The sequence below is a fragment of the Vagococcus allomyrinae genome (assembly GCF_017829975.1).
In the GTDB taxonomy this organism is placed as follows: Bacteria; Bacillota; Bacilli; order Lactobacillales; family Vagococcaceae; genus Vagococcus_D; species Vagococcus_D allomyrinae.
This window is the reverse complement of the sequence record NZ_JAEEGA010000002.1, coordinates 375,176-402,064: the sequence shown is the minus strand read 5'-3', so window position 1 is coordinate 402,064 and position 26,889 is coordinate 375,176. Positions and strand designations below refer to the sequence as shown.

Here is a 26,889-nt window from a genome sequence, read left to right as displayed (position 1 = left end):
GTTTGGAAGGGACATAGATGGAGACATTAACTAAGATGATTGATCGTCAAAATATTTTATTAATACCTCACACGAACAGTCAAACACAAGCAACGATTTTGGATATCATTTCAACTCAATTGCAGAAAACCGGTTTTGTAACCGCTGGTTTTAAACAGGCGATTAAAGATCGGGAAAAAAAATTCCCGACAGGATTAAATACTGCCACATACGGAATTGCGATCCCTCACACTGATAGCGACTATGTTAAGCAGGCGACAATTGCGATTGCTCTTTTAGAAGAGCCAGTCGTATTTCAAGAAATGGGCGCAGAAGAAATAGATGTTAAGGTTCGACTAATTTTTATGCTAGCAATAAAAAATGCGGACATGCAGTTAGAGACGTTGCAAGAAGTTGTCGAATTATTAGCAGATGACAACAAAATGAACCGACTCCTACAAGCTGAAAATGTGGATGAGATCTTAGCAGCGTTAAGTTAAATAAGGGGGTAAATAAAATGTCATGTTTATTTGGTGAAATGAATCAGTGGTTGCTGGGTGATTTTGGAAGGGCCATCCTAAGCCTTTTGAACGCCAATAAAGCGATCTTTCTCACACTGTTTGCCTGTTATGGCTTTCTGCTACTGTATTCAAAAATCATTTATATGTATTACATTCCCAGTAAGATGAGACTACTTATTGCGGAACATCCTCACAAGCATTTAAAGGAACTATTATCACTTTGGAAAAGCGAAAAAGGCCAGATACCGTGGTTTATTCTGATACCGACTAAAAATGAAATGTGGGTTCAACCTTTAAATCGGTCGAATAGTGACTATCAGTTGCTCTATTTTAATCGTAAAGCCTACCCTCAAAATGAGACGGATAGGTTAACTCAATTGTTAAAGGCAGAAGGGAGACTATAATCGTGTCAAAAAATGTGATCATGCCATCGTTGTTTGGTGCCGATATCAGTGAACTAAAAAAGGAGGTGACGCCTTTAAGGGGATTGGGCATAGACATTTTACATGTGGACATGATGGACGGCAGCTTTGTCCCTAATATCGCCTTTGGGCCATCCCAAGTGGCCGATTTAAAAAGGTCCTTACCTTTTATGTTTGACGTACATATGATGGTAGAAAATCCTGATAAATTTATTCCCGATCTGGTCAAAGCAGGAGTTGAGTTTATTAGTGTCCATCAAGAAGCAACGCCTCATCTGTTAAAAAGCATCCAACTAATCAAAGCCTTAGGGGCCAAAGCGGGCGTTGTCTTAAATCCGGGAACGCCGATTAATACTCTAGAGGTTGTCATAGACGAGGTCGACTATGTGTTAATTATGACGGTTAACCCTGGCGTAGGAGGGCAACAATTATACACCCCTATTTATAAAAAAATTGCCGCATTGAAAAAAATGATTGGCAGTCGCTCAGTTGCGATTCAAGTGGACGGTGGTGTTAACGTAAAAAACAGTCGGAAATGCCAAGAGGCGGGTGCTAATTGGTTTGTGGTGGGCTCATTTATGTTTTCTGGAGACCCCCAAGCGAACTTACAAGCCTTAAATCACTCATTAAAATAAGGAGTTGGATCAAATGAAATCACTACGATTATATGGTAAAGAAGATTTAAGATACGAAGAAGCAGATAAACCGCAATTAGAAAAAGAGAATGATGTCATTATCAAAGTAAAAGCTGTTGGAATCTGTGGTTCCGATCTGTCCAGATATAAAAAATTAGGCCCTTATGTTGAAGGCATGGTCTGGGGCCATGAGTTTTCAGGGGAAGTTGTCGAAGTCGGTCCTAAAGTCAGTCATGTTAAACTAGGCGATCGTGTTGCAGGGGCGCCTTGTTTTACTTGCGAAGATTTAGCTGTGCCAGAAGTGTGTTACTACTGCCAAAAAGCCGAGTTTGCCCGTTGCGAAAATTTAACGGTTATAGGAGCTCGGCATGGTGGTGCTTATGCCGAATTCATCAGGTTGCCGGAAAAAAATTGTGTGCAGATTCCTGATAATGTGGATTATGAATCAGCGGCGATGATTGAACCTTCTGCAGTGGTTGTTCATGGGTATTACCACACCAATATTACGGCGGGTGACACAGTGGTGATTGTCGGATGTGGTAATATGGGACTTTTATCAGTCAAATTTGCGCAAATCTTTGGGGCAACCACAATTATTGCTGTTGATATAGCCGAAGATGCTTTAACAATGGCAAAGGCAACAGGTGCAACCCATGTGATCAATTCGGCAAAAGAAAATGCCTTGGAGGCCATTGACACATTGACCGGAGGCTTGATGGCAGACATCGTTGTCGAAGCAGCTGGCTCGCCAATTACCTCAGCGCAAGTCTTTGCTTATGCTAAAAAGGGTGGCGGCGTCGTCTTCCTCGGTATTCCTTACGCCGATGTCATGGTGGAACGTTTCTATTTTGAGAAAATTGTTCGCAGTGAATTAACGGTTTGGGGAGCCTGGAACTGTGTCTCTGCGCCGTTTCCCGGGAAAGAGTGGTTGACGATTATGTCATTATTGAAAAATCGGCAGCTTGAATTGAAGTCGATGATTACCCACAGGTTAAGTTTGGAGCAAGGACCTGAAATTTTTGAGACGGTCAGTCATAAAAAGCCAGAAGATAACTTTGGAAAAATCATGTTTTTCCCAGAAAAGTAAAGGAGAATTCAAATGAATAGAAAAAGAATTTACGTCTGTTGTGGCACGGGCATTGCGACCTCAACAGTTATTACTAAAAAAGTGTCAGAGTTTTTAGATGACGAACAGATTCAATATGACATTAGCCAATACATCGTATCGGATATTCCCTCAAAAGTTGCCAACAAAAAGCCTGATTTAGTCATTAGTTCCACGACGATTTCAGCTGATTTAGGTGACGTTCCTGTCATTTTAGGCCGATCTTTTTTAACTGGTATTGGGAAAGATCAAACGAAAGCAGAAATTTTAGCTATTTTAAGCAATTGATTACAAAGGAGGAAAAACCATGAATGTCGTTCTTGATTTTTTTAAGTACATCATTGATTTAGGGGTCAGTGTCATGATGCCGATCATCATTACCATCCTAGGGGTAGTGTTTGGGAAAAAATTATCTGTTTCCTTTAAGGCTGGCCTGACTGTTGGCATTGGGTTTATCGGGATTAACGTAATGGCAGGCGTGATGATGGGAGCCATCACACCTGTAACAGAAGCGTTAGTCGAACGCTATAATTTTAATTTGACGGCCACAGATATTGGCTGGGGCATCGGTTCTTCCATTGCCAGTGGTCCCGTTTGTTTTTATTGCGATCATTATTACCAATATCGTGATGATTATGTTTAATTTGACTAAAACGATGGATGTGGATATTTGGAACTATTGGCAACCGTTATTTATTGCCAGTGCGTTGTATTTAACAACAGGCAAGATGGTTATCGCCGTCGCCAGTGCGGTGATTAATATGGCGATTATCTTTAAGTTGGCCGACTGGACTCAAAAAGATGTTGAAGAAGTCTTAGGGTTAGAGGGGATCTCATTGCCAGCACTTCAAACGACTGGCTGGGCGGTCTTAGGCTATCCGATGAACTGGTTGCTGGATCATATTCCTGGAATTAATAAAATAAATTGGAATACAGAAAACGTCCAAAAAAGACTAGGGATTTTTGGTGAACCGATGATGATGGGCTTGATCATCGGGATGGCTCTTTCAGCAGTGGCTGGCATGCCAATCGCTGACATTTTAACAACTGGTGTGACCATTGCGGCCTCTCTTGTCTTGATTCCCAGAATGGTCTCGTTATTAATGGATGGTTTAATCGTTATTTCCGAAGCGGCCCAAGAGTTTATGTCCAAACGATTTGAAGGAAGAGAGATCTATATTGGGTTAGATGCGGCGCTGGGAATTGGGCATCCCTTTGTCCTTTCATTAGGGCTAATCATGATTCCCATTACCCTGGTACTAGCCTTTATCTTACCTGGTAATAAAGTAATGCCTCTGGCCGATTTGACTGCTCTGCCATTTTATATGATTTTCGCGATTCTGCCATCGAAAGGCAATTTATTCAGAGGCATCATTACCGGCGTGGTGATTGCTACCATTACCTTGTATATCTCAGGCATAGCAGCGCCTATTATGACCAGCATAGCAGCTGATATTGGCTATCAAATCCCTGGTGGTGCGACAGAGATCACCTCACTAGCAGTTGGAACACAGTGGTACTCTTGGATTGTCTATTATGTATTAAGTCTTGTGGCGTAGAATATACGGATGAACGATTAACATACTATTGGTTAGGAGTCTGAGGCTTAATCCTCAGACTCCGTCTTTGCGATTAATGTGCTTTAAAAATTCTTCTGGTGTCTCTGTACTAAATACTACCTATATACATCCTGTTAAATAATCAAACAGATAGTTCCTTTGGATAATTCGCATAATCACCCGCCAAGAGTGGTACTTTCAGCTTTTTTCTGGCTGAAAGTTTAACGGTAAAGGATGATTATTTAATGGGAACTATATATGAATTATGTTGAATAGGTAGTATTTAGGTATTGATATGTTTCATTGCCAATTTATACTGCTCAGGGGAGAAGCCCGTAGCCTTTTTAAAGATTCGAAAAAAGTATTTTGGATTGTCATAACCAACCGCTTGTGAGACTTGATAAACTTTGCGCTCACTGTTAAGGAGAAGCTCCTTGGCGTGGGTGATTCTGACAGCGTTTAAATAATCAGTAAATTTCACTGCTGAGCGTTCTTTAAATAATGTGGAAAGGTAAGAGCTGTTAATAAAAAAGATATCAGATAGAAAATCCAATTGAATATTTTTATAATAGTACTTGTCAATATAGAGCTTCACATTTTCGATCACATCATCTGAACCGTAGATCTTTTCATAAGAAAAGCCGACAGAAATATTTGCTAAAAAGTCGCTAAAAAAGCGTTGCAGCTCATCAATTGAAAAGATACTCTCATAAATGGTGTCGTAAATATGCGGGAGCGTCAGGTTTGACGTTGTTTGATAGTGCTCATTTAATATTGATTTGGTTTGTTCAATCAGCGACAAACCATAATCTTTGATTTCCCCATAAGTCAACAAGTTCTGCTGGTGGATCTCGTTAAAGATTTGTCCGATCAGGCTAGTTAGCCGCTCAGTTTGGCCAGACTCAACAAAAAAAATTAACTCATCCGTTTTGGGATGATGAAAGCCTGTCGAATAGGGCCTTTTCTGATAAGTTAAGACGCTTTCCGATCCAGAGAGACTGGCGGAATTTAAGGCTTTAATGGTTTTTTTATAGGCCTTGGGCAATGTCTCGACTTGAGCACTCTCACTGATGCCAATCAAGGCGCCAGGGGAAAGCGTCAGCAGTTCCTCTAAGTGTGGTCGAATGGCCTCCTCAAGATCAACCAACAGAGTCAGCTGTTGAAATTGCGGATGAGGAATTATAAATGACGTGCTCCCTGTGAGATAGTTATGGCCTGCTGTCGATAGATTAACTAGCGTCACAACTGTTAAAAGGCGATCTTTTAGCTGAAAAGCTAAAGGTTCAGGCATTTTTTGCAGGGGAGCATTCCCAATTAAATAGTGGCTTAAAAAATCAATTTCCAATGAATTTGAGAGCGCTAAGGCTGTTTCCTCATGTGATAACAGGGTCATCGTCTCCAGAATAATTTGCCTGATGTCTTCTTTGCCAAAGGGTTTCAATAAGTAATTGACAGCCTTGGCTTGAAGGGCTTTTTGGGCGTAGTTAAAATTTTCATAAGCACTGATCACGATGATTTTTAAGTCAGGATAGTCCTTGATCAAGACATCTAACAAAGCCGTGCCATCCATAACAGGCATATCCATATCAGTAATAATAAAATCAGGGGCAGTCGCCTGGATCAAGGCTAGAGCTTCTTGACCATTAGCGGCTTCACCGACACAAATTGGGGCATCGGCCATTTTTTCTATTTTTTTTCGTGTTCCTTTGCGGATAAGTGCTTCATCGTCAACAATTAAATAGGTGTACATAAGCTATCTCCTTTCAAGGCTAATGGCAGTAACAAGGTCACGACGGTTCCCCGGTGAGTGCTAGCAAGCTGAACGCCATAATCGGTTCCATAGGCTAGAACTAGTCGTGTTTGAATATTTAGTAAACCGATATGAGACTCGGCGTGGTTAACATTATGAAGAGCAGAGGCTAATTCCCCTTGGACGGCTGCCAATCTATCAGGAGATAGGCCAAGTCCTGTATCTGTGACGGTGATCCTCAAGGTAGAGGTGCTGTGACTAACATCCAATAAAATGTCACCAGGGAGACTGCCTTTATTTAGCCCGTGGAAAATGGCGTTTTCGATTAAGGGCTGTAAAATCAATTTAGGCACAACCGCTAATTTAAGTTGATTGGAATCAAGGGTGACCATGTAATTAAAGGAGCGTTGGTAACGAATCTCTTGAATTTTAAGAAAATCATTCACATTTTGTAATTCGTTTCCTAATAAACTATCTTGAACAAAGCCATTTGAGGCATAGCGAAACATTTTGGAAAGGGCCAATGTCATGGTGGAGATCTCCTCGATGTCTGCGATTTCAGCAACTGAATTAATGGATTCCAACGTATTATATAAAAAATGAGAATCAATTTGATTGCGGTAAACGTTGATTTGTGACGTTAACAACGCTTGTTCGTAAGCCAACGTCTCTTCCATATAACGATTTAAGGTTTCAACTAAGTGATCGTATTCTCGGTAAAGGACGCCGATCTCATCTTGTTGAGACATAAAGGAAGAATCGTGTAAGTAATACTTTTTTTCCGCTGAGTTTTTTCGCATAATGGTCGAAAGCTCTTTAATTGGATAAGTAAACCGTTTGGAAAATAAGTAAAAGGCAAAAAAGGTAATGGTGAAAATCAGCAGCACTAAAATGAGAATGACCTTGATCGAATTAAACAGGATTTCATAATAGGTGCTAGTATCCACATAAGTAGTTAATTTAAGAGGATAGTGTTGAGAGACGATCGATTCTTTGCGAACAAATGAACTGGAGCGGGAGTCAGAGTTATTGCGGTTAAACAGCACCTCTGGAGAATGCTGTTTGCTGATTTGAAAATCAACAATATTATCGGCATCGGTTTTAGTGATGGCATTAAAAATGGCTGGGTCTGATTCTACTAGTAAAACAGCTAAAAATTCACCCGTATAAAAATCGTAAATCGCCCGGGAAAAGAAAAGTGACCCATTATCGCCAGCATTAATAATCAAGTTTGACTGGTTGTGGACGGAAATATAAAGATCTCCTTTGGCTTTTAGAGTCTCTTGATACCATTGATCTTCATAAGGCGAATAATCAGTGACTAAATCATTTATCGAATTGGAATATGAGAAAATATGCCCACCTGGCGTGATTAAAGCCACCAGATTAATTTGATCTTGCCGATATAGCAAGGTTTGAAAGATATTCCGCGTTTCGGTTCGCGTATCAAATAGCGTTGAGGCCGAGATGGTTCCAGTGGTATACTGTTTAAGATCATCCATCAGATTGTAGGAACTTTTGGCATAGAATTGAATCTTTTCCGTGAAAATATCAATTTCGTCAATCGTATCATCGATGTCTAAAATAACTCGATTTAACATGTTTTTTGTATTCGTTTTCATTTCTTTTTGTGAATTGGTATAGTAGTTTAGAAATGACAGTCCCCCTAAAATAAAAAGGGCAAGGGTGCTAATGACGGTGGAAAAAACAATCATTTTCTTTTGCAAATTCATAATCGGCTCTCCTTTTTGCTGAAATCCAAAAATAGTATACCATAATCTTCAAAATTATTACACCATGGTTAATATATGATAAAGAGGTAAAGAAAATATAAGAGGTGAGAGAGATGAAAAAGTTTATTGGATTAATGGTCATTGGGTTAACAGCTTTAATGGTATTAAGTGGTTGTGGGGATCAAAAAGAGCAAGAGACTAGCAGTGGTACTAAGGAAACTCTAACTGTCATGGCATCTGGTGTTAAAAATGGGACGCAAGGCGTCTTTTTGGAGCAGTTTAAACAGATGGTGGAAAAAGAGTACCCGGAATTGACAGTGGAAACAACGTTGCTGCCAGATGATCAGTATTTAACGGCTTTAAAAAGTAAACTGTCCACTGGCCAAGCACCGGATTTATTTTTAGTCCAACCGAAGAAAGCCAGTGCTAATTCCGTAGAAGAACTAGCAAAAGCAGGTTACTTGGAAGATTTATCTGATCTGGAAAATTGGGATAAAATTAAAGATCAAGGGAAAAACGACATGTCCTTTGAAGGAAAGCCATACGCTTTGTCCAGTAGTATCTCAGTTTTAGGAACCTGGTATAACAAAGATTTATTTAAGCAACATAAGATTGACTTACCAACCAATTGGCAGGCGTTTTTGGCGGCTTGCGAGACCTTAAAACAAGCTGGTGTGACACCGATTGTGATGGGTGATAAGGACTCCTTTATGATTCAGTTTGGCATGTATCAAGTGGCAGCTAATCAGGTTTACCCTAGCAATCCTCAATTTGACGACCAGCTGTATACGGGAGAAACGAAACTGACCGATGATGTTTGGGTTAAAACGGTCACCATGTATAACGAGTTATACAAAAAAGGTTATGTCACAGATAAATCATTGGGCTTAGGCCAACCTCAAGCTCAACAATCCTTTGTGGATCAGGAGGCTGCCATGATCTTTGACGGCGATTTTAGTTTAACGGCGATTGAAAATGACAACTTCGATTTAGGCTTTATGGCGATGCCGGCTAACGAAGAAGGAGAGACGTATCTCTCAGCAGCGACAGGTGCTGGTTACGCGATTAGCAAAAAGAGTCAACACAAGGAAACTCTAAAAGCCGTCTTTAATAAAATGACAGATGGCCAGTCGGAGATGTTTACTAACTGGTTGGCGACAGCGACTTCTTTCACTACCTATGCGGAAGGGGATGACTTAAATCCAGTCTTTGAAGAGATTGTGCCAGCGTTTGAAGCTGGGCGGTCATTTTACTGGAGCAATCAAGCTTGGCCTTCAGGAACTGAAACAGAGATGCAAGCTAAATTTAGTGAAATGATTGGGGCAGGCAAGTTAAAACCGATCGATGTGACAGAAGCGATGCAAAAGAAATTTGAAGAATTAACCAAATAGAAGGTGGTTTAGAAAGCAGTTTGGCAGATAGTCTAAGCTGCTTTCACCAGCTTTTCTAGTGATGGAGGAAAGGTATCATGGAACTTAAATCTAGTAGGAAAAGGGGACTATCTGGCATGGGGCGCCGTCAGTCCTTGGTAATGAACAATCAGCTATTCCTTTTTGTTTTACCCGCCTTATTAATTTTTTCAGTCTTTTGGATTGTGCCGTTTTTGCGCCTGTTTGCATACAGTGTGACAGATTATAACGGCTTTAATCCTCAGTACAACAACGTTGGTTTTGATAATTTTAAAGTCATTTTTGAAAGCGGGATCCTAACAGCTTCGATCAAAAACACTTTGATCTACACGGTACTTTTGGTGGTAGTCGGCAATAGTTTGGCGATCGTCCTGTCCTTGGCCTTAAATAGTAAGATCAAAGGGATGAGTTTTTATCGATCAGCCGCCTATATTCCAACGCTCTTTAGTGCCATCGTCATCGGCTTTATCTGGTCGTATGTTTACATGCCTGATAAAGGAATGATTCCAGCTTTTATGGACATGATTGGCTTAGATGGTAGTCAATTTAACATATTAGGTGATTTTGGCAAAGCCCTGTACGGAATTACCATCGTCGATATCTGGAAAAACATTGGCTCAACGATGATTATCTACTTGGCTGGCTTGCAGACGATCGACGAGTCTTTATTGGAATCGGCTCGCATGGACGGTTGTACTGAGCTCCAATTAATCCGTCATGTAAAACTCCCTTTGTTAGCCCCGTCGATTACCATTAATGTGATCTTAACGGTGATTAATGGTCTTAAGGCATTTGATTATCCCTTTATTATGACCAATGGGGGACCGGGAACGTCCACCAATACGTTGATGTTTTCAATTTATAAAATGGCCTTTACCGAGCAGCAATTTGGCAAAGCCGCCGCCTTTAGTGTGGTCTCCTTTTTGGTGATCATCGCCATTACCGCTGTATTGCTAATCTTTATGAATAAGAAAGAGGGGGAGATGGAATGACCAAGCCAAGTAAGTTCATCATTCATCTAGGCATTATCTTGTTTTTAGTGATCTCTTTAGCACCACTGCTGATTGCGGTTTCGACTTCCTTGAAAGTCCCAGGTGACACCAGTTCGCCCTTGGCTCTCTTTTCCCAGTTTTCACTGGAAAGCTACCGAGTGGCCTTTGAGCAGATGAATTTTACCACGTCCTTTATGAATAGCGTCATCACCACTTTTGGCAGTGTGATCATTGTGGTCTTGGTAGCCTCAATGGCGGCGTATCCTTTAGGTCGGATAAAAAGCAAGTTAAGTCGTTTTTTGTACATATTATTTATTTCAGGATTAGTGATTCCTGGTCAAATGGTGGTGATTCCGATTGCCCAAGTCTTTAGTTTTCTCAATATTCCAAGCAATCGTTTTACACCAATGATTATGTTTATCACCTGTAGTATTCCCTTTTCCACCTTTCTATACACCGGTTTTGTTCGCAGTGTGCCAGCGGAAATCGAAGAATCGGCTTATTTGGATGGGGCAAATTTGGTCACGCGGTTTTTCAAAATCGTGTTACCTTTACTTGCGCCAGCCACAGTCTCGGTTGTGATCACTCAAGGAATCTGGATTTGGAATGACTATTTTTATCCCTTGATCTTCGTCAATAAATCAGCTGAGATGTCTTTGCCAGTGACGATGTTAAACTTTTTAGGTGATAAAGAAAATCCTGCTCAATGGAGTATTTTATTTGCGGCGTGTATCTTGTGTGCCATTCCGCTAATCATCGTCTTTTCAATCTTACAAAAACAATTTGTTAGTGGTATTTCAGCAGGCGCCGTTAAAGGCTAGTCAGATATGAACGTTTAAGGAGGGGCTCAGATGGAGAAAATTCGCGCAGGGGGTTGGCAGTTATCGTTATATTTTTACCAGTTTATTGTGTTGAATGGCTTGTTTTTAGTGACCAATAGTTTGTTCTTTCAAATATTTTTCGCCGTTGACTTTAAGCCAATCTTTTTCCCCTTGTATTTTGTGGTGAGCCTGAGTCTTTTACCATCAAGTATCGCCATTGTCAGAACGATTGATCGGGTGGTTTATCAAAAAAAAGGCCAGATATTGCAGACCTATTGGCAGCAATTAAAAAGGGTCATGAAAGTAGAAAAAGCCATTTGTTTGGTCTGGACGATGTGCTTTTACCTGACCTTGACTGGTTTGTACGCACCGTTGTCAGTCACAGGCCTTGGGGGACAATTGTTGTTGGTGTTTAATCTGATTTTTTTAGTAGCGGAGCTCAGTTTGTTTATCTTAATCACAGGCCACTCAATCGCTTATTCAAGTACAGAAATTTTAAGGGCGACCATTAGTCAGATCTATCCCTCACTTTTAAAAGTAGGGTTACTGGCAATGTTAGCTGTGGCCTTAGTGACGCTTCAAAGGCTGTCCTTTACGATGATTCTCTTTATCTTTAGTGGAGAATTTTATTTGCTAGTCTTTTTATGGCAGCCGAGACGTTCGTCACCAAAACATCAAAAAAAAAGGAGTGTCAGTCGATGTTTCAAGTCAATCAAGGAATTAACTTTATAGAAGATAAATCGCTTATAACCCAACTGGATCAATTAGAGATTCCCATTTTACACCAGGATGTCAGGCCTCAAGCTGTTGTAACAGTCAATCAGGAAGATCAGCTCCCCCAAGTGATCCAGCCCTTAAACTCAAACAGCACTCTGGAAATGGCCCGTGGAGAGGAACTTATTTTGGATTTTGGCGATCATCAAGTCGGTAGCTTGTCATTTGAGCTGGAGAGTTTTGGAAGCCCGCCAGACGCACCAACTAAATTGCAACTGTCTTTTGGCGAAAGGCCATTGGAAATGGTCGGTTCTTTTGCCGCGTATGACGGCAGTTTAAGCCGCTCGTGGCTTCAAGAAGAATTAATCACGGTCGATGTGTTACCCACAAAGATCAACTTAACCCGCCGTTATTGTTTTAGGTATCTCAAAATCAAAGTAGTGGACACCTCACCTAAATACGGCATTCGCCTTAAAGAACTGATTTGCCACACTCAAAGTGCTGTCGCCTTTGATGAGGCTAGCTTTATTTCAACAGAAGATTCCCTTTTGAATGAGATCGATCGAATTTCTCAAAAAACCTTAGCTCAGTGTATGCAAGAGGTGTTTGAAGATGGTCCTAAGCGGGATCGCCGCTTATGGTTAGGAGATTTAAGGCTACAGGCTTTGGCTAATTATGCCACCTTTCAACACAACGACTTGGTAAAAAAATGTTTGTACCTGTTTGCCGCTAAGACCAAAGACGATGGTCAAGTATCGGCCAATGTTTTTGTGGCACCAACGTTAATTCCAGACGATACTTTTTTAACGGATTACAGTCTCTTTTTTGTGGATACCTTGCTAGAATATGTCAAGCAAACCGCCGACCAGGTGACATTAAAGGCCCTGTATCCAACCGCCATGGCTCAAGTGGCATTGGTTCAAAAGAAGATTGGCTCGAATGGCATGATTCAATTGGACGAAGGTTGGTCAGCTTTTATTGATTGGCAGGAAGAGCTTGATAAATTGCCAGCCATGCAAGGGGTTGTCATCTACACCTTTAAAAAAGCCGTTGAATTAGCCCAGATGATGCAAGAGTCAGAGCGAGGAGAGGAACTGATTCAGCTTATTGAGCAGTTGGAAAAGGCGGCCTTGTCTGAGTTTTACGATCAAGATCGCCAATTGTTTAAAGGGCTTAGTGGCCAGTTATCTTATGCATCACAAAGCTGGCTGGTTTTAGCAGAAGTCGGCAGCCCAGAATTAAGACGCAGTGTCATGCAGATGACTGCCGATAGTCAAGGAGAGCTAGTTGAATGTAATACTCCTTACATGTACCATCACTATGTGGCAGCCCTTTTTGAAACAGGTTTAAAGGAGGCCGCCACAGCTGTCATGAAAAGGTATTGGGGCGGCATGGTCGCTGAAGGGGCTGATACTTTTTGGGAAATTTACAATCCCAATAAAGCTAATTTTTCGCCTTATGGCAGTCCTTTAATTAATAGTTATTGCCACGCCTGGAGCTGTACTCCTTGTTATTTAATTAGGAAGTACTTAAAGTAAAAAGAAGTTAACAACCAGAGACAATGCCGAGAGAAATCTAAGCTCGAGAAAGTAATTAAAGAGAGTTTGAAAAATTACCAATCTAAAAACATCTGTGAATTGACCCAAAAGCGGGGCATTCACAGATGTTTTATTGGGCTTCCTGTCATAATATTATCTATTTTCTACCATCTTTTCTAAAGTGTCAAAGTAATACTCGTGAAGCGAGGCTATTTCTTTTGCCGAAATATCAAATGGAATACAGAAGCAATCTGTCTTGATGTTTAGATCATTAACCTCAGTGATAATTAAATCGTAAGATTCTTTAATTTTTCCTGGTGTGTTTTTGAAAATAACGTCAATTAGCGTAATGTCAAATTGATGTTCAAAAGTCGATTTAAGTATCCTTAAGTTGCTAAACGTCGTTAGGCGATTAAAATGTCCGTAAAGACCGACTTTTAACTTAGGCTGAGCGGTGCAACCAATAGTAAAAAAATCTTCTGTTGCACTGAGTATGTAACGAAGGAGAGAAGAGTAATTGATATTACACATTGATGAAAATGATTTCGCTACTTCAGAGACAATCAAGTAGACATAAGGTACCGTTTCTTTGGTGTACTTCAGAATGGACTCATTTGGATTTTCGATAATTGGCAGTTGCGTCATTTCTGAAAACGATGCGATATAGATATTATGAATAATACGGTCTTTTGATGTGAGTGTAATGTTCAATTCCTTTTCAATCGTGTCAATCAGTTGGCTAAAAATATCAATTTTTTGTTTTAGCTTAGGAGAAGATTTAGTCAAAGAAAAAAGGTCTTCTGGTGAAAAACAGATAGGATCTTCGCCGTCTGGACGATAAACATCAGAATAAAAATCGTTAGAGTCTGATAGGCCAGCAAGAATTGACAGTCTTTCATTAAATTCAATAACAGCGGGTTGATTAGGAGGAGATGTGATACGTTCATATCTATTAGCACTATTTTGCTTTAATCGATAGACTCTTATAGCGGTCTGCAGGCTTAATAAGTTGCGATATATGGGGTGCATAGTTACGTTTAATTTTTCGTGCATTTGAATCGTTGACTCATTAATCTCTTTAACTAAGTCTTCCTCAAGTGGTAGGTGGACGTCGTATCTGGCCATCAAGTAACTAGTGAAGAAAACCGTAATTTTTTGTTCATCTCCAATTAGTGCCACAGGAGAAGTACCGATCTGAAAATTTAACTTTTTAATAACCGAATTAGCGTGTTTAATGGCTTTAGTTACAACATTAGTGCTAGAATATAAAGCTTCAGCTAGTTCGTCAATAGACTCATATGTATTAAAAAAAACAGCTTCCAAGATGGCAAATTCGATGCTTTCAGACAGTAACATCGAGTAAATGTACTTGATAGAATAATTATTAGGTATAAATAGTTTATTTCCTGTTTTTTTTGAAGTTTCAATATTAATTGGTGCTAAACGAACGTTCAAATATTTAATGTCTTCTCTAAGTGTGCGTTCAGTATAACCAGTCTCTTTACTTAAATGCTGTAGTGTAACCCAGTCTCTATCATAAAGATAGTTAATCATGTGGAGCATTCGTAATCCCTTTTTCCCCAATAGTTTCTTCATACTTTCCCCCATAGAGTTCATTTATCCTAGTTGTTAAAAGCGACAACGTAAGAGTTATTTTTGATAATGTCATTATATACCTAATCCTTGTTAGTATGATATCAATTAATGCTCTAATAATCACTAAAAAATGAGATTTATCGAATGTTATTACATAAAAGGAGTGTTTTAAAAAAGGGATAAGCTATATTCAATACGGGCTGAAACTAGCTTTTTCTCTTTGAAGGGAAAAAATAAGTGTGATTTAATTTGTGAAACTATGTAATATGTGTGATAGATCGATTAAAGGGCATTTATCCTGACACCCATCCGGTAATAATTAAGTTATCTGATGGGTATCTCAAAGTTCGCCTGTTCATTTATTTTTATTTAATGGACAGATTTGATTGATTTATTTATTAAGTATGTTAATTGAAAGGAGGCGTAAAAAAGATGATTGGTTATTCCTATTATTTATCTACGACCGACAAGCAAAAATTAGAAGCGGCTGGCTGTGAGCGAATCGTTGCTGGAAAAAAAGAATGGACAGAATTGGATTCGTTCAAACATTTTTTGGCTAAATACGGTCATGAAGAAATTGTGTTGATCAGTTTAGAGAGCATAGGTAAAAAATACACACTCCTTCAATTAGGTGCGATAATTACTGAAATTGTGGAAAGAGAGATTTCTGTTCAATTCATTGATCTAAGTTTATGGGAAGAAACAGAGCTTAATCACTATTATTCTGTCATTTTAGCACTAGTTGAACGAGAACGGGCAGCTAGTCGACAACGAGTGATGGATGGGTTGAAGCGCGTTCGCAAACAAGGGGTCCCACAAGGTCGTCCACCAGTGGATCAAGGGATTGCTACCTCTATTCGACAATGTTATGAAAGAGATAGAATGTCCATGAGAGCCATTGCGGATAAATTTAATGTTTCGGTTGGGACTGTTCATAAGTATAGCAAGGAGTTATAAGTGAGCAGAAGCAAACTAATTAGCATAGAGCTTCGAAGCAATAAAAAACGAAGGAGGTTGGCGAGGGGAAGATGATAGAAACGGTGATAACTTGAGCCGGTTTCAAAAAAAGACCGGTAAAATTACGAAACTGTTCGTTTTTAGGTGGCTTATACACTAAAGATTGAGTCGCAATAGTCGAATAATTATCCGAATAGCAGCTTTCATTTGTGACTATCAAAAAATCTTCCTAAAAAATAAGTAAACCGTTAAAGAAGGAGGGAAGCAATGACTTATTTGAAAAAAATCTCACTCTCATTCGGAGTAATCTTATTACTATTAATTGGAGGTGGGACAAGCAGTTTGGCGTCAGATGTGACAGTGAAGGCCGGGGTTGAGTTTACCGAGCTGCCAGCAGACAGTTCTGAGCCGGCACCAAGTTCGACAGGTGCCACCAGCGAACCACCAGCAAAAATATTATCCAAGTTACCTCAAACAGGCAATACCGTTTCCCGTGGTAGCATTGGCATAGGCGCAGTTCTTTTGGTCGCCTGTTTGCTATTGGGACGTTATAAATGGTCAAGGAGGTCGCTATGAAAAAGATATTAGTATTACTGTCGCTTGTGTGTGTTTGGCCATTAACTGGTCATGCTCAAGATGTTGACGGCAAAGCTGAGACGGAATTTCAAGCTAATAATGGCCCGGTTGCACCGGTTGACCCAGATGAAGGCAATGAAGTGGTGCCGGTTTACCCACCAACGAATGGCCCGCTTAGCCTGAGCTATGCCGCCGATTTAGAATTTGGCAGTCATAAGTTTAATGGCAAAGAGTCGAGCTTTTTAGCTGAAAACTATACAGTGACTCAAGTGGCGACTAACAAGGCTAAACAATACCCACCCTTTGTGCAAATTAATGATTTAAGAGGGAGCGGGGCTGGTTGGACCTTAGCTGTTAAGCAAAATAGCCCACTGGCAAAAGAGAACGGCGTGGAAATTGCTAACAGCCAGTTTAAGATTTCGGCCCTTAGTGCTGAATCGCCTCATGGTATGACTCAGCAGCCAAGTACCTTGTATAGCAAAAACGTCTCGAATAATGGTGAAACGGTGCCGATCATCAGCGCCAAAGAAGGGGAAGGCATGGGAACCTGGACGATCTTTTTAGGGGACATGGGTAGCCAAAACCCGGAACTATCAGTGCCCCTGGCATCCGTCAAAGAAACAGGGCGCTACCAAACATCGTTAACATGGATTTTGCAGGATGTTTTATAACATCTTATAAAATAAATCAAAAAAAGGGGAAAAATAGTCATGATTAAATTAAGTAAATTAGCCTTGATCTCAGCCGTTGTGCTTGGTGGGCTATATAGTACGACCGTCTCTGCGTCAGCAAATACGATTAATGGCAAAGCGGATGTGGAGTTTCTGCCAGCCGATCCAACCAAACCAGTTGATCCAACGGATCCCGAAGATCCAGATCCAAAACCAGTGAAACCGGTGGATCCAGAAGATCCAACTCCGCCAGTATATCCCGGTGGGGCTTTGCGTTTAAACCATATTCCAACTTTCCAGTTTGGTAAAAACAACATCGTCTCAGGCGATGGCAACTTTAATGCTTACTTTGAAACGGTGATTGACGAGGAAACCAATGCCAAAACTAAAAAAGCCAGTTATGTGGAAGTTGCTGATGAAACTGGGTCTTCAAAAGGCTGGACAGTCACGGTTAACAGTGACGGTGTTTTTAAATCGGCTAAAGGCAATATCAATGCCGGCATTACCTTAACAAATGCCAGTGTTCGTGGGATTTTAGGCATGGAAAACAAGCCAGAAGTAGCACCAACGACACAAGAAACCATTCAAATTGGTTATGAATCACTTGGTAATGCGGAAGTCATGAAAGCAGATGCTGGCAAAGGCTATAACAAATGGCAAGTTCGTTGGGGCCACTCTGATACGGCGATCAAAGGGGACGGCGACGAAAATCGTAACCCAGCTGTCTCATTGTTTGTACCAAAAGGACAACAAGTCATGGCGGATGCTAAATACACGGCAAAAGTAGTGTGGACGTTACAACAAGGAGTATAGAAAAAGGGGAGTGTTTTACATGAAAAAAGGATTATTATTAGCAGGTTTATCAATCTGTGCGGCAACTATTTTAGGGGTCACTCAAGCAGAAGCGACTAATACCGAAGGGGTCATCAACTTTAAAACGAGTACCGACCAAACAGGGGAATTAATTAAACCAGATACGGAAGACGAAGTGATTACCTCAGAGGACGGTCAATCTTCAACGGGCCTATTGCGCTTGCAATTTGTGCCAAACTTTAACTTCTTGGAGCAAGAAATTAAAGTCGGACCAGCAACTTACAATCCGAAGATGACGACTTACCAATACGCTGATGTGGCGAAACCTGGCGATCAAGCAATGCCACAATTTGTACAAGTAACCGATAGCCGTGGGTTAAATGAAGGTTGGACCTTAGATGTTCATGCCTCAGAATTTGCGTCTGCAACGAATTCATTGGAATTTGCGCAAATTGAGTTTGTGCAAGGTAAATTGTTTAACACCGTTTATGATAATATCAGCAACCGTGTCTCTGCTTTTGCTGGGGAAGCTACAGCTAAAGTATCATTGGATCCAGCCGCTAAAACACGCGTATTAGCGACGAAGGACAACGCAGATGCCTCAACAACAAACGGCTCACAAACGTCTCTAGTCTTTAACAGTGGCTATGACAAAGAACAAAGCTATGGTTTAACGGACCTTAATCCAGGGGTTAAATTTATTAAGACAAACAAAGATATACCAGTTGCTGGGGAACAGTACAAGTCAACGATTACGTGGACATTAACAGCTGGCGTCTAAAAACAATAAAAAGGGGAAATTATGATGAAAAACAAACTATCAACATTACTAACATTAACGATCTGTGCAAGCATTTTAGGAGCGGCAACACCGGCTTTTGCTGAAGAGGTAGAGTCATTAACGACAACGGGGAAAGTCGAATTTACAGCTGATGGCGACGAAACAGGAACGATTGTTAAACCTGATGAGAATGGCGACGATGAAGAAGAGATTACGATTCCAGGAGAAGAAGGGACATCTGGCTCAGGCTCATTACGGATTCAATTTGTACCAGCCTTTAGCTTTGTGACACAAGCAGGAATCTCAACAGAAACTAAAACCTATGATGCTAAGTTAACGAAGTACAATACCGATGAAAAAATGCCAGCTTTCGTTCAGGTAACGAATAATTCTGGTGAAAACCCAACGTGGAATTTAAAAGCGAAAGCCTCTGCCTTTGAGAATAATGGACACACATTAGCGGGAGCCTCAATTAATTTTAACGGCTCAACCTTAACAACCACAGGATTTAATACAGCCGATGCTAACACAAAACTTAATAAGCAAAGCGCAACAACCCTAATAGCAGGCGATGTTAATTCAACGGTTTCTGTTTTGTCTGCTAAAGTTGGAGCTGATACCAATGGTCAACAATTATCGAATGTCTTCCAAGATGACTACAAAAAAGCCGATGACTATGCGGGTCAAACAACGACAAAGGGTGTTCAAATGGTTAAACCTAGTGGGATCGCACCTAAAGCCGGTACTTATACATCTACCATTACATGGACATTAGAGGATGGCATTTAATCAGAGTTAAGGTTAAATCAAGTTAGTCATTCAGCGATATTAGGTGAAGAGAGTTCAATTACAGCTGTTTTTGAACTGATGATCTTTACCTAAAATCGGCTGGTAGGGAAATGAAATAAAAAAATAATTTATAAGGGGAAACATCACATGAAAAAAACAGTTTTAGTTGCAGGTATTTGCGCATTAGTTTTAGCAGGAGGCGCTACAGTCAACGCCGCCGAAGAGGCAAAGTCATTAACAACAGAAGGTAAAGTTCAATTTAGCCCAGAAGGCGATGATTCAACTGGTGAAGTTCATACGCCAAATGAAGATAGTCAAGAAGGAGAAGAGCCTGAAGTCATTGAATTACCTGATCAAGGGAATAGTGGTGCAGGGGCTCTTAGAATCCAGTTTGTGCCTAACTTATTCTTTAAAAACGAAGAATCAAAAGCAGCCCGCAGTGTTTCAAACGTTAACCTCTTGAAATACAACCTGAAAGGTGAGACCACTGAAAGTGTTATCGCCCCATTTGTCCAAGTATCAGATGGCCGTGGGTTAACAGGTGCAGCCGCTAAATGGGATTTAACGGTTAAAGCCACACCATTTACTGCAACAGGAGCTGATTTACCAGGTGGTACGCATGTTTTAACAAACAGCACAATCGTTTTTGGTGGGTCTACTTTAACGTCAGATTATATGACGTCTGCTAAAGCAGCTGAAAGAATTACGGGTCAAGAAGCCTCAGCCAAAACAGGCTTAGCAACAAATGGTACAGCATCTGTCTCAGTAATGAAGACACAAGCAGGCAAAGATACTAATGGTTACCAAGTGTCTAACGTCTTCCATGATGGCTATGAAAAAGGTGCCACAACTTATGCAGGTGGCAACACATCAGGTGTTCAGTTTGTGAAACCTGTTGGAATTGCACCATACGCAGATGTCGATTACAAATCGACCTTAACTTGGACGTTAACATTCGGTATTTAATTAAAAAGAGAAAAGAGGACATAATTATGAAAAAATTAGTCACAGGTATGTTGTTAGCAACAGTTATTTTAGGGGCGGCTGGATTTGAAGCGAGTGCCGCAACTGTCGAAACAAAAGGGGACGTAATCTTTAAAACACAGGGGGATGACTCAACTGGAGAGGTGACGAAACCTGAAACAGATGATGAGATCATCAAACCAGTAGACCCTAATAACTCAAAAGGGACTCTAAGAGTCAATCATATTTCTGATTATCACTTTGGGGAAATCGAAGTTAAATCTGATAGCTATACGGTCGATGCTTTAATGGACCGTTATGTTGACAAAGATGATGCAACGGAAACTGAAAAAGATATTTCTCACTACATCCAAGTAGAAGACGTTCGTGGGGAACAAAAAGGCTGGACATTGAGCGTGAAAGCTAACCCATTTACCCCACAAGGTGGCGGTAAAGCTTTGGAGCAAACCTATATTGAGTTAACGCAAGCTAAATTGTCTAACACACGGATGAGTGGAACTGAGATTGTCGGTGCGGTTAACGTCTTTGATGGGGCAGCGTCTAAAAATCTGACACTAGGCCAATCAGTTGAAATCATGAGCACAAAAGCTGGTAAAAATACTGACAGTTCTAAAACATCATTGGTATTTAATACTGCGTATACAGAAGCTGATCCAGCTGCAGGTGCTAGTACTCGTGTAGGCGAAGATGGGAAATACAATCCTGGGGTTAAACTACATGCTATTGGGACAGATGAAAAATTAGTCGGCAAAACTTACGTGTCAACATTAGAGTGGACATTAGCTGACGGGATTTAATATTTTTAGCATGAGAAGGATCGATGTGAATGAAGCAACTGGATTCGGTTTGGCTTTCCACTAAATCTTTTTGCCAAAAAATAGGTGAATTAGACTCAATTATTGAGTCAATTGGGGCAGTAATTGGGGGTATACTTATTTTATCAACTAAACAATATAAGAGGATGTGGAAGTGACATGATGAGAAGAATGAAGTTAACGTTTCGAATAGTCGTTGTAATGATCGCGGTGATGGTGGTAGGGCTAATGCCAAAGGTTGCCAAGGCGGATTCCTCGCCAATTGCTGTTAAGGCGATTTTGCCAGATAATCAGTTTAAAAAAGATGTGTCGTTTTATTACTTGAAGATGTCCCCAGGGGCCAAACAGGAAATTGAATTACAACTCTTTAACTCTTCCGATCAAGAAGTAACCGCAGAGGTCAGTTTATCCTCTGCCACGACCAACGATAACGGCTTAATTGACTACAATCTCATTGAGAAAGAGATCGATAAAAGCTTGCTTTATCCCTTTCCTTCGATTGCGTCAACACCAAAAGAAGTAAAAGTGCCAGCTCAATCGGATGTTAAAACTAAAATCAAGATTGAGATGCCAGCCGAAGAATACGACGGCATGATTTTGGGTGGCGTCAATGTAAAAACAAAAAAGACCGAAGATAAACAAACCGAAGATGACAGTTCTCAAGGTGGTATGAAAATTGAGAATGAAATGACTTACTCAATTGGTGTTGTCTTAATTGAAAACGAAGAATTTGTTAAAACTGACATGAAGCTGACGAAAGTCTTTGCCAGTCAAATTATGGGAAATAATACGACAAAAGCAACGTTACAAAATCCCACATCTGCTGTGATGGAAGATGTGTCAATCGAAGCTAAAGTCATGAAAAAAGGCAGTAGCGATGTGCTGTATGAAATCAAAAGTGACGGCTATCGCATGGCGCCAAATTCAGCTTTTGACTTTGGAATTCCGATTGGGAAGGAACGTTACCGTGCTGGGGAATATACCTTGAAGTTAGTGGCGGTGTCTGATCCCAAGGATGAAAAAGATGGCGAACGTCAGGAATGGACATTTGAAGAGGACTTCGTGATTAAACGTGAAGAAGCCGATAAATTAAATGCGAAAGCTGTTGATTTACCGACGGATTATACCAAGTGGTTCATCATTGGTGGCATAGCATTGCTTGCTTTGATTCTGATCATTATCATGATTGTGGTGCTTGTGAAGAAGAAAAAGCAGGAGCAAAAAAGAAAAGCCAGCAAAAACAAAAGTAAGAGTAAAAGCAAAAAACGTAAGAAATAAGCAACGAAGAAGCAACAAAGAAGATAATGTAACATAAGCGGGATCTGCTCCCTTTTCAGATCCTGCTTATGTTACTAAGGTTTAAGAAGAATCTTGAGAGCAGGCGATGATGGCAAGTTTGAACATAGACAGTGTCTATCAATGGCTTACCATGAATCGTTGAGGTAGCACACTTTATAAACTTTATAAGGGATAGAGTGAAACGAATTCTGATTATTTTTTTAGGATATCGACATGTAAAAAGAGACGAGGGATACGAATGAGCAAAATTTTAAAAGGGATTTTATTAAGCTTTATTTTAAGTTTTATTTTGGGTGGCCTCTTTTTGGGAGGTGATAAGCTCAAAGCTACAACCTTGGACACTAAAGAAGGGAAGGTTGAGACAATCGCTTCTGAAGAAAAGTCCGAAGAAGTTGCAGAAGAATCATTTATTGGCCCTGTTCAGGTGAGTGAAACAGATAAGTCAACACGAGCACCTATTGGCACGGAATTTTCAATTTTTGATGCACCTGCAGATTGGAATGTCGTGGAGACCACTGATGCAACAATTCTACCAGCAGAATACACTTTTATGGCAGTTAGAACAGCACGAAGTCAGTATAAACTAAATGATGGGCCAGCACAGAATTTTCCAACAGCGGCAAGTATAACAAGTCAAACCCCAGGTTCAATTACTTACACGAACGTTGGGTATTATAAAAAACAATCGGTTGATGTGCGTTATACCATGGATACCGAATACCAAGCGTACTTTAGAGCTGATAGTATAACTTATAATGGCTTTGGGACAATTTCTGGGTTAAATGCGAACAAACCAGGTACCGTTAAAATTGAATACTTTGATTCTGCGACAGGTGAGCCTATTTCGGATATGAAAGGGGTCTATTCTTTGGGAGCCATTGGAAATTGGGGGACATCTTATGGCTGGATGGAATTTCAAGCTGATAAAGATGGAATTATAGGTATCTATGCGCCAAAAGGTTCTGCTGTTTATGCTCGGTTGTCAGATCCTGATGAGACATATTATTTTTCCAAAGGGCCAGTAATTTCTGCGACAACGCCACTTAGTAAAATAACGGCAAGTTTGAAGTTTGACTTTACTAATGCAACTAACAAGTTCTTAACTCTGAAAAATATAGTTGATCCAGGTCATAGATATGCAATGCGTCAATCAGCAGATGTTAATATGCGATTTGAATTTGTCAAGCCAATGAAAACCGGGTTAGTCAATGAGACTAAAGAAGGAACGGTCAATTATACCATTGATCAGTTCATTCCAAATCAATTTGTTCCGTTTAAAACCTTTGTGATGAAGGATAAATTAGAACCGATTTTTAAACAGCTAACAGCAGCGGATATTACGGTTATGACAGGTGAAGGAGTCAACGTTAAGTCCGATTTTGACATTACGGTGTCACCGGAAAATGAGTTGACACTTACCTTTAAGAATTCTACGGCACGCACAAAAATTCAAAACCAAATGTTAACAATTGGCATTAAAGCCACAGTAGATAAAACTAAAGATTTATCTTCATATTTAGTTCCGGCAGATGGTAGCAATAAAGTTTATTTAACGGTTGATAACCAAGCAACTCTTGATGTCAATGTAGGAGAAACTTATGAACAAAACCTTACGTCGGATAAAGCGACTGCAAAAACGTACTGGGGAGATTTAGCACCAGTTACCGTAAACTATCTTGATGGTGATAGAAATACACTAAGCCCAGCAGTCACTACTTACCAGCCAGTAGGGAGTAACTATACTGTTTCTAGTCTTGATCTTTCACAACAGGGTTGGAAATTAAAAAATGTTGAGAATGCTGAAACAGGCGTCGTACCAGAATCAGGCGTGGTCGTTAATTACGTGTATGAACGCGGTGAAGTTGAAGTGGCGACTCAGTATTGGTTACAAGATTCTGAAGGTGGTTTATCTGAGCTCTATCCAACGGTTAACCAGACATATGGTTATAATGTTGACTATGTGACAGATTCCAAAGAGACAGAAGCTTTAGCAAATAACTACGTTCTTTTAAGCTCAGACACAGGTGATTCACCTGAAGGCAACACGGGATTCGCAAATAAGACAATTACAGTTAAATATGTCTTTAAAAGAGCGTTAAGAGAAATAGTCTCAATTCCAGAAACCATTGATTTTGGTAAAAACAATTTGCTTTCTATTGGAAAAAAAGATGTTTTTCCGACAGAAAATATAAAAGTATCGATTATTGATGAAGTTGAAGGAAACTGGGATTTAAGATTAAAAATCTCAGAAACAATCAAAAGTGTGGGGGCAAGCACGCCACTAAAAGGTTCCTTTAGATTTGTTAAAGATGATGGAACACCTGTCACAATTGATGAAGTCGGAGCAACCATCCATAGTAAGAAAGCCTCTAATGATGATGAGGTCAACTTGGAATGGGCAACGACAGAAAGTAAAGGGTTGATCTACACCCAAGTACCGGGTGAACAAAACCAAGCCTATAAAGGTGAATTTTCATGGAGTCTGGTGGACGGTTTATAATCTAACGGTTGTCACACAGACATGAAGAAACACAAATTGAAAAAGACTTCCAACTCCTTCATAAAAGGGCCGAATTAACTCCGCCCTTTTATTCAAGGAGTTGTTTGTTATGGCACGGATTGTTATTTATCTAAGTAATCGATGGAAGACACTGTCGTGAAAGGTATGGCTCATAAAATAGTCACTAAGACTGTCTTATCTGGTGAGTAAGAATTGCTCCTTCGATCTAAAACGATTAAATGAACTCTGAATGAGACGATCTAATTGTAAATCATTCCTCTGGTAATTGATTGTTTGGTTGTTTACTTTTAGGCAATTCGTCACAAATAAACGATGTTCCTAGCGTAGCATGCCGTTCTAATTTCAGACGGTGTTCACTATCTAATGCTGGCGTACCCAAATAGACAGTGCACTAAACCAATTTTTTTGATAATGATTAATTTTCTTTTCAACATAGTGCATATATTCTTCCAGCTCTTCTAATTTGGCAAGCCTATGGTTGTGTACAGCAACGCCATAGTTTTTTAACGCCGTTGGCAACCGCAGATTTTGGTGTACAAGAATATGCAACAACAGAACTACTCACTTATGTAAAGCAGCACCCTAATCTAAAACTATTAGCCTATTCACCATTATTACAAGGACTATATAACAAAAAGATGGCTTTACCAGAAAAATATAATACACCTGAAAATCATTATCGCCTAAACAAGTTAGCTCATATTGCTGGCGAGTTAGACGCTACCCCTAATCAAGTGGTCTTATCGTGGCTGATCCAAGCCCCACCTTCCGTCATCCCCATCGTCGCTGCAAGTTCATTGGCCCAACTTCGTGAAAATCTGCAGGCAAGTTACCTCAAATTAACCGAAGAACAGTTAGTTTACTTATCGTGATGTACATTCATAGACCATAACCGAAAAAGCTCTCCTTAATCAAGGGAGCTTTTTTGGTTCCTATCAAAAATAACTCAGCTACCCATTCTTCCGATAAGTATTTGGGGTAACACCCGTTTTTATCTTGAACAACCGAGAAAAGTAAGGCGTGTTCTCGATGCCGACATCCATGGCAATCTCTTTGATCGGTTTCGTCGTGTAACGTAAAAGATCTTTAGCTAAGTTCATCCGCTTAGCAATTAAATACTCAATCGGTGGCGTCCCAATATACTTGGAAAATTCCTTGTTTAATTGATACTTATTAATCATAAAGCTTTTTTCCAAGCTATCCAAGGTTATGGCTTCCTGAAAATGATCATCTAAAAACGTCTGTAAAGCAAAAATGTAAGAGGGCACATCGGTTTCCAAGAAATCCAATTCATTTTTTTGAATGACCAACTCATTAAGTAACTCGTGAAGGAGCAACGAACAAGTGAAATCTGTTCGAGCATTGCGGTTTACTTGTAATTGTAAGAGGTTTTCCATGATCCGCCCAATTCGTTTGGTGCGGGTTTTAAAGGTTTGCCCACCATTTTTTAGATAGTCTTGATAGAACAAAGGGGAGGCGCCACCATGGAAATGCACCCACGCCATTTCCCAAGGCTCATCGCTAATGGTCTCGTAGTATTGATAGTGCTGGCAATCGATGAGAAAGACATCGCCTTTTTCTAAGACATAAGTTTGCCCTTGATAATGTAGTCGCCCTTGGCCGCTAAGGGTGTATTTCATTAAATAGGAAGCTAAGTGTTCACGTTCAGTGTAGTAAGGTTGAAAGGCTTTAAAGTGGCCGATTTCTTGAATAAAATAAAACATCTCTTGATTCTTTTTGGAGGGGGTTAAGATATAGCGCGTAGAGTCGCTAGTCCACGAGTGGTTTGCCTTTTGCCAGAAATCGTTCATGAGGTGACTCCCATCTTTTTTAGTTTTGCCAAGAAAGTGCAATTATTTACCAATATTTGCCGATGTATTTCTAACTGCTACCGATTACAATAGGTCTA

Annotated in this window: 27 protein-coding genes; 23 read left to right on the top strand and 4 right to left on the bottom strand. The window is 40.2% G+C overall.

Annotated features, from left to right (window positions below):
* The first annotated feature begins 17 nt into the window (after nt 1-17).
* The 7 genes from I6N95_RS04555 to I6N95_RS04530 are packed head-to-tail and all read left to right on the top strand — an operon-like array spanning nt 18 to nt 4,221.
* Complete coding sequence (locus I6N95_RS04555; protein ID WP_209525171.1) at nt 18-479, top strand: PTS sugar transporter subunit IIA; 462 nt, start codon at nt 18-20, stop codon at nt 477-479.
* A gap of 17 nt (nt 480-496) precedes the next feature.
* Nucleotides 497-904: a hypothetical protein gene (locus I6N95_RS04550; protein WP_209525170.1), complete on the top strand. Its 408-nt coding sequence runs from the start codon at nt 497-499 to the stop codon at nt 902-904.
* A gap of 2 nt (nt 905-906) precedes the next feature.
* The gene (rpe, locus tag I6N95_RS04545) at nt 907-1,557 is read left to right on the top strand and encodes a ribulose-phosphate 3-epimerase (protein WP_209525169.1); all 651 of its coding nucleotides are present in this window, start codon (nt 907-909) and stop codon (nt 1,555-1,557) included.
* Nucleotides 1,558-1,570: 13 nt separating this feature from the next.
* On the top strand, nt 1,571-2,644 hold the full coding sequence (locus I6N95_RS04540) for a galactitol-1-phosphate 5-dehydrogenase (protein WP_209525168.1): 1,074 nt from the start codon (nt 1,571-1,573) through the stop codon (nt 2,642-2,644).
* A gap of 12 nt (nt 2,645-2,656) precedes the next feature.
* Entirely contained in the window at nt 2,657-2,950 is a 294-nt protein-coding gene (locus I6N95_RS04535; RefSeq protein ID WP_209525167.1) for a PTS sugar transporter subunit IIB, read from the top strand.
* Nucleotides 2,951-2,969: 19 nt separating this feature from the next.
* On the top strand, nt 2,970-3,305 hold the full coding sequence (locus I6N95_RS27350; RefSeq protein WP_283808917.1) for a PTS transporter subunit IIC: 336 nt from the start codon (nt 2,970-2,972) through the stop codon (nt 3,303-3,305).
* Nucleotides 3,247-4,221, top strand: a complete 975-nt coding sequence (locus I6N95_RS04530) for a PTS transporter subunit IIC (RefSeq protein WP_347340530.1) — start codon at nt 3,247-3,249, stop codon at nt 4,219-4,221. The genes I6N95_RS27350 and I6N95_RS04530 overlap by 59 nt, the downstream gene beginning before the upstream one ends.
* Before the next feature lie 283 nt (nt 4,222-4,504).
* Here I6N95_RS04530 and I6N95_RS04525 read toward each other — a convergent pair whose 3' ends face one another.
* Both I6N95_RS04525 and I6N95_RS04520 read right to left on the bottom strand, forming a co-directional pair.
* A complete protein-coding gene (locus tag I6N95_RS04525) occupies nt 4,505-5,971 on the bottom strand; it encodes a response regulator (RefSeq protein ID WP_209525166.1) in 1,467 nt (488 codons plus the stop codon).
* Nucleotides 5,956-7,704 (bottom strand): sensor histidine kinase, encoded by a 1,749-nt coding sequence (locus tag I6N95_RS04520; RefSeq protein ID WP_209525165.1) that lies wholly within the window; start codon nt 7,702-7,704, stop codon nt 5,956-5,958. The genes I6N95_RS04525 and I6N95_RS04520 overlap by 16 nt, the downstream gene beginning before the upstream one ends.
* Before the next feature lie 113 nt (nt 7,705-7,817).
* On the opposite strand from I6N95_RS04520, the gene I6N95_RS04515 reads away from it, so the two are divergent.
* The 5 genes from I6N95_RS04515 (at nt 7,818) to I6N95_RS04495 (ending at nt 13,178) form a co-directional block, all read left to right on the top strand.
* Nucleotides 7,818-9,095 (top strand): ABC transporter substrate-binding protein, encoded by a 1,278-nt coding sequence (locus tag I6N95_RS04515; RefSeq protein WP_209525164.1) that lies wholly within the window; start codon nt 7,818-7,820, stop codon nt 9,093-9,095.
* 77 nt (nt 9,096-9,172) lie between these two features.
* Nucleotides 9,173-10,105: a carbohydrate ABC transporter permease gene (locus I6N95_RS04510; RefSeq protein WP_209525163.1), complete on the top strand. Its 933-nt coding sequence runs from the start codon at nt 9,173-9,175 to the stop codon at nt 10,103-10,105.
* Nucleotides 10,102-10,926, top strand: a complete 825-nt coding sequence (locus I6N95_RS04505) for a carbohydrate ABC transporter permease (RefSeq protein WP_209525162.1) — start codon at nt 10,102-10,104, stop codon at nt 10,924-10,926. The genes I6N95_RS04510 and I6N95_RS04505 overlap by 4 nt, the downstream gene beginning before the upstream one ends.
* A 30-nt stretch (nt 10,927-10,956) precedes the next feature.
* Nucleotides 10,957-11,658, top strand: a complete 702-nt coding sequence (locus I6N95_RS04500) for a hypothetical protein (RefSeq protein ID WP_209525161.1) — start codon at nt 10,957-10,959, stop codon at nt 11,656-11,658.
* A complete protein-coding gene (locus tag I6N95_RS04495) occupies nt 11,625-13,178 on the top strand; it encodes an alpha-L-rhamnosidase-related protein (RefSeq protein ID WP_209525160.1) in 1,554 nt (517 codons plus the stop codon). The genes I6N95_RS04500 and I6N95_RS04495 overlap by 34 nt, the downstream gene beginning before the upstream one ends.
* Before the next feature lie 153 nt (nt 13,179-13,331).
* Here the strand turns inward: I6N95_RS04495 and I6N95_RS04490 are convergent, their stop codons facing one another.
* Nucleotides 13,332-14,774 (bottom strand): AcpB/EbpR/MafR family transcriptional regulator, encoded by a 1,443-nt coding sequence (locus tag I6N95_RS04490; RefSeq protein WP_209525159.1) that lies wholly within the window; start codon nt 14,772-14,774, stop codon nt 13,332-13,334.
* 432 nt (nt 14,775-15,206) lie between these two features.
* Here I6N95_RS04490 and I6N95_RS04485 point away from each other — a divergent pair, with 432 nt between their 5' ends.
* The 11 genes from I6N95_RS04485 (at nt 15,207) to I6N95_RS04435 (ending at nt 25,852) form a co-directional block, all read left to right on the top strand.
* Entirely contained in the window at nt 15,207-15,731 is a 525-nt protein-coding gene (locus I6N95_RS04485) for a serine integrase family protein (protein ID WP_209525158.1), read from the top strand.
* Nucleotides 15,732-15,998: 267 nt separating this feature from the next.
* The gene (locus I6N95_RS04480) at nt 15,999-16,307 is read left to right on the top strand and encodes an LPXTG cell wall anchor domain-containing protein (protein WP_209525157.1); all 309 of its coding nucleotides are present in this window, start codon (nt 15,999-16,001) and stop codon (nt 16,305-16,307) included.
* A complete protein-coding gene (locus I6N95_RS04475) occupies nt 16,304-16,978 on the top strand; it encodes a WxL domain-containing protein (protein ID WP_209525156.1) in 675 nt (224 codons plus the stop codon). Before I6N95_RS04480 ends, I6N95_RS04475 begins: the two co-directional genes overlap by 4 nt.
* A 39-nt stretch (nt 16,979-17,017) precedes the next feature.
* The gene (locus I6N95_RS04470; RefSeq protein ID WP_209525155.1) at nt 17,018-17,791 is read left to right on the top strand and encodes a WxL domain-containing protein; all 774 of its coding nucleotides are present in this window, start codon (nt 17,018-17,020) and stop codon (nt 17,789-17,791) included.
* 19 nt (nt 17,792-17,810) lie between these two features.
* Nucleotides 17,811-18,572 (top strand): WxL domain-containing protein, encoded by a 762-nt coding sequence (locus tag I6N95_RS04465; protein WP_209525154.1) that lies wholly within the window; start codon nt 17,811-17,813, stop codon nt 18,570-18,572.
* A 24-nt stretch (nt 18,573-18,596) separates the two neighbouring features.
* The gene (locus I6N95_RS04460; RefSeq protein ID WP_209525153.1) at nt 18,597-19,361 is read left to right on the top strand and encodes a WxL domain-containing protein; all 765 of its coding nucleotides are present in this window, start codon (nt 18,597-18,599) and stop codon (nt 19,359-19,361) included.
* A 147-nt stretch (nt 19,362-19,508) separates the two neighbouring features.
* A complete protein-coding gene (locus tag I6N95_RS04455; protein WP_209525152.1) occupies nt 19,509-20,327 on the top strand; it encodes a WxL domain-containing protein in 819 nt (272 codons plus the stop codon).
* Between the two features lie 26 nt (nt 20,328-20,353).
* The gene (locus tag I6N95_RS04450; protein WP_209525151.1) at nt 20,354-21,142 is read left to right on the top strand and encodes a WxL domain-containing protein; all 789 of its coding nucleotides are present in this window, start codon (nt 20,354-20,356) and stop codon (nt 21,140-21,142) included.
* A gap of 219 nt (nt 21,143-21,361) precedes the next feature.
* Nucleotides 21,362-22,438 (top strand): WxLIP family cell surface protein, encoded by a 1,077-nt coding sequence (locus tag I6N95_RS04445; protein WP_430727526.1) that lies wholly within the window; start codon nt 21,362-21,364, stop codon nt 22,436-22,438.
* Nucleotides 22,439-22,697: 259 nt separating this feature from the next.
* Nucleotides 22,698-24,959 carry a MucBP domain-containing protein gene (locus I6N95_RS04440; RefSeq protein WP_209525149.1) on the top strand — a complete coding sequence of 754 codons (2,262 nt, stop codon included), beginning with the start codon at nt 22,698-22,700 and terminating at the stop codon, nt 24,957-24,959.
* Between the two features lie 533 nt (nt 24,960-25,492).
* Nucleotides 25,493-25,852: an aldo/keto reductase gene (locus tag I6N95_RS04435; RefSeq protein ID WP_209525148.1), complete on the top strand. Its 360-nt coding sequence runs from the start codon at nt 25,493-25,495 to the stop codon at nt 25,850-25,852.
* Nucleotides 25,853-25,930: 78 nt separating this feature from the next.
* On the opposite strand, the gene I6N95_RS04430 is transcribed toward I6N95_RS04435, so the two are convergent.
* Complete coding sequence (locus I6N95_RS04430; protein ID WP_209525147.1) at nt 25,931-26,791, bottom strand: helix-turn-helix domain-containing protein; 861 nt, start codon at nt 26,789-26,791, stop codon at nt 25,931-25,933.
* Between the last annotated feature and the right edge of the window lie 98 nt (nt 26,792-26,889).

Bases quoted from the DNA above. Each gene is read 5' to 3' on its own strand.
- I6N95_RS04430 (WP_209525147.1), bottom strand. From the start codon at position 26,791: ATGAACGATTTCTGGCAAAAGGCAAACCACTCGTGGACTAGCGACTCT.
- I6N95_RS04490 (WP_209525159.1), bottom strand. From the start codon at position 14,774: ATGAAGAAACTATTGGGGAAAAAGGGATTACGAATGCTCCACATGATT.
- I6N95_RS04525 (WP_209525166.1), bottom strand. From the start codon at position 5,971: ATGTACACCTATTTAATTGTTGACGATGAAGCACTTATCCGCAAAGGA.
- I6N95_RS04440 (WP_209525149.1), top strand. From the start codon at position 22,698: ATGAGCAAAATTTTAAAAGGGATTTTATTAAGCTTTATTTTAAGTTTT.
- I6N95_RS04535 (WP_209525167.1), top strand. From the start codon at position 2,657: ATGAATAGAAAAAGAATTTACGTCTGTTGTGGCACGGGCATTGCGACC.
- I6N95_RS04460 (WP_209525153.1), top strand. From the start codon at position 18,597: ATGAAAAACAAACTATCAACATTACTAACATTAACGATCTGTGCAAGC.
- I6N95_RS04485 (WP_209525158.1), top strand. From the start codon at position 15,207: ATGATTGGTTATTCCTATTATTTATCTACGACCGACAAGCAAAAATTA.
- I6N95_RS04480 (WP_209525157.1), top strand. From the start codon at position 15,999: ATGACTTATTTGAAAAAAATCTCACTCTCATTCGGAGTAATCTTATTA.
- I6N95_RS04510 (WP_209525163.1), top strand. From the start codon at position 9,173: ATGGAACTTAAATCTAGTAGGAAAAGGGGACTATCTGGCATGGGGCGC.
- I6N95_RS27350 (WP_283808917.1), top strand. From the start codon at position 2,970: ATGAATGTCGTTCTTGATTTTTTTAAGTACATCATTGATTTAGGGGTC.
- I6N95_RS04520 (WP_209525165.1), bottom strand. From the start codon at position 7,704: ATGAATTTGCAAAAGAAAATGATTGTTTTTTCCACCGTCATTAGCACC.
- I6N95_RS04505 (WP_209525162.1), top strand. From the start codon at position 10,102: ATGACCAAGCCAAGTAAGTTCATCATTCATCTAGGCATTATCTTGTTT.
- I6N95_RS04450 (WP_209525151.1), top strand. From the start codon at position 20,354: ATGAAAAAATTAGTCACAGGTATGTTGTTAGCAACAGTTATTTTAGGG.
- I6N95_RS04555 (WP_209525171.1), top strand. From the start codon at position 18: ATGGAGACATTAACTAAGATGATTGATCGTCAAAATATTTTATTAATA.
- I6N95_RS04445 (WP_430727526.1), top strand. From the start codon at position 21,362: ATGATCGCGGTGATGGTGGTAGGGCTAATGCCAAAGGTTGCCAAGGCG.
- I6N95_RS04540 (WP_209525168.1), top strand. From the start codon at position 1,571: ATGAAATCACTACGATTATATGGTAAAGAAGATTTAAGATACGAAGAA.
- I6N95_RS04470 (WP_209525155.1), top strand. From the start codon at position 17,018: ATGATTAAATTAAGTAAATTAGCCTTGATCTCAGCCGTTGTGCTTGGT.
- I6N95_RS04475 (WP_209525156.1), top strand. From the start codon at position 16,304: ATGAAAAAGATATTAGTATTACTGTCGCTTGTGTGTGTTTGGCCATTA.
- I6N95_RS04500 (WP_209525161.1), top strand. From the start codon at position 10,957: ATGGAGAAAATTCGCGCAGGGGGTTGGCAGTTATCGTTATATTTTTAC.
- I6N95_RS04465 (WP_209525154.1), top strand. From the start codon at position 17,811: ATGAAAAAAGGATTATTATTAGCAGGTTTATCAATCTGTGCGGCAACT.
- I6N95_RS04455 (WP_209525152.1), top strand. From the start codon at position 19,509: ATGAAAAAAACAGTTTTAGTTGCAGGTATTTGCGCATTAGTTTTAGCA.
- I6N95_RS04550 (WP_209525170.1), top strand. From the start codon at position 497: ATGTCATGTTTATTTGGTGAAATGAATCAGTGGTTGCTGGGTGATTTT.
- I6N95_RS04515 (WP_209525164.1), top strand. From the start codon at position 7,818: ATGAAAAAGTTTATTGGATTAATGGTCATTGGGTTAACAGCTTTAATG.
- I6N95_RS04495 (WP_209525160.1), top strand. From the start codon at position 11,625: ATGTTTCAAGTCAATCAAGGAATTAACTTTATAGAAGATAAATCGCTT.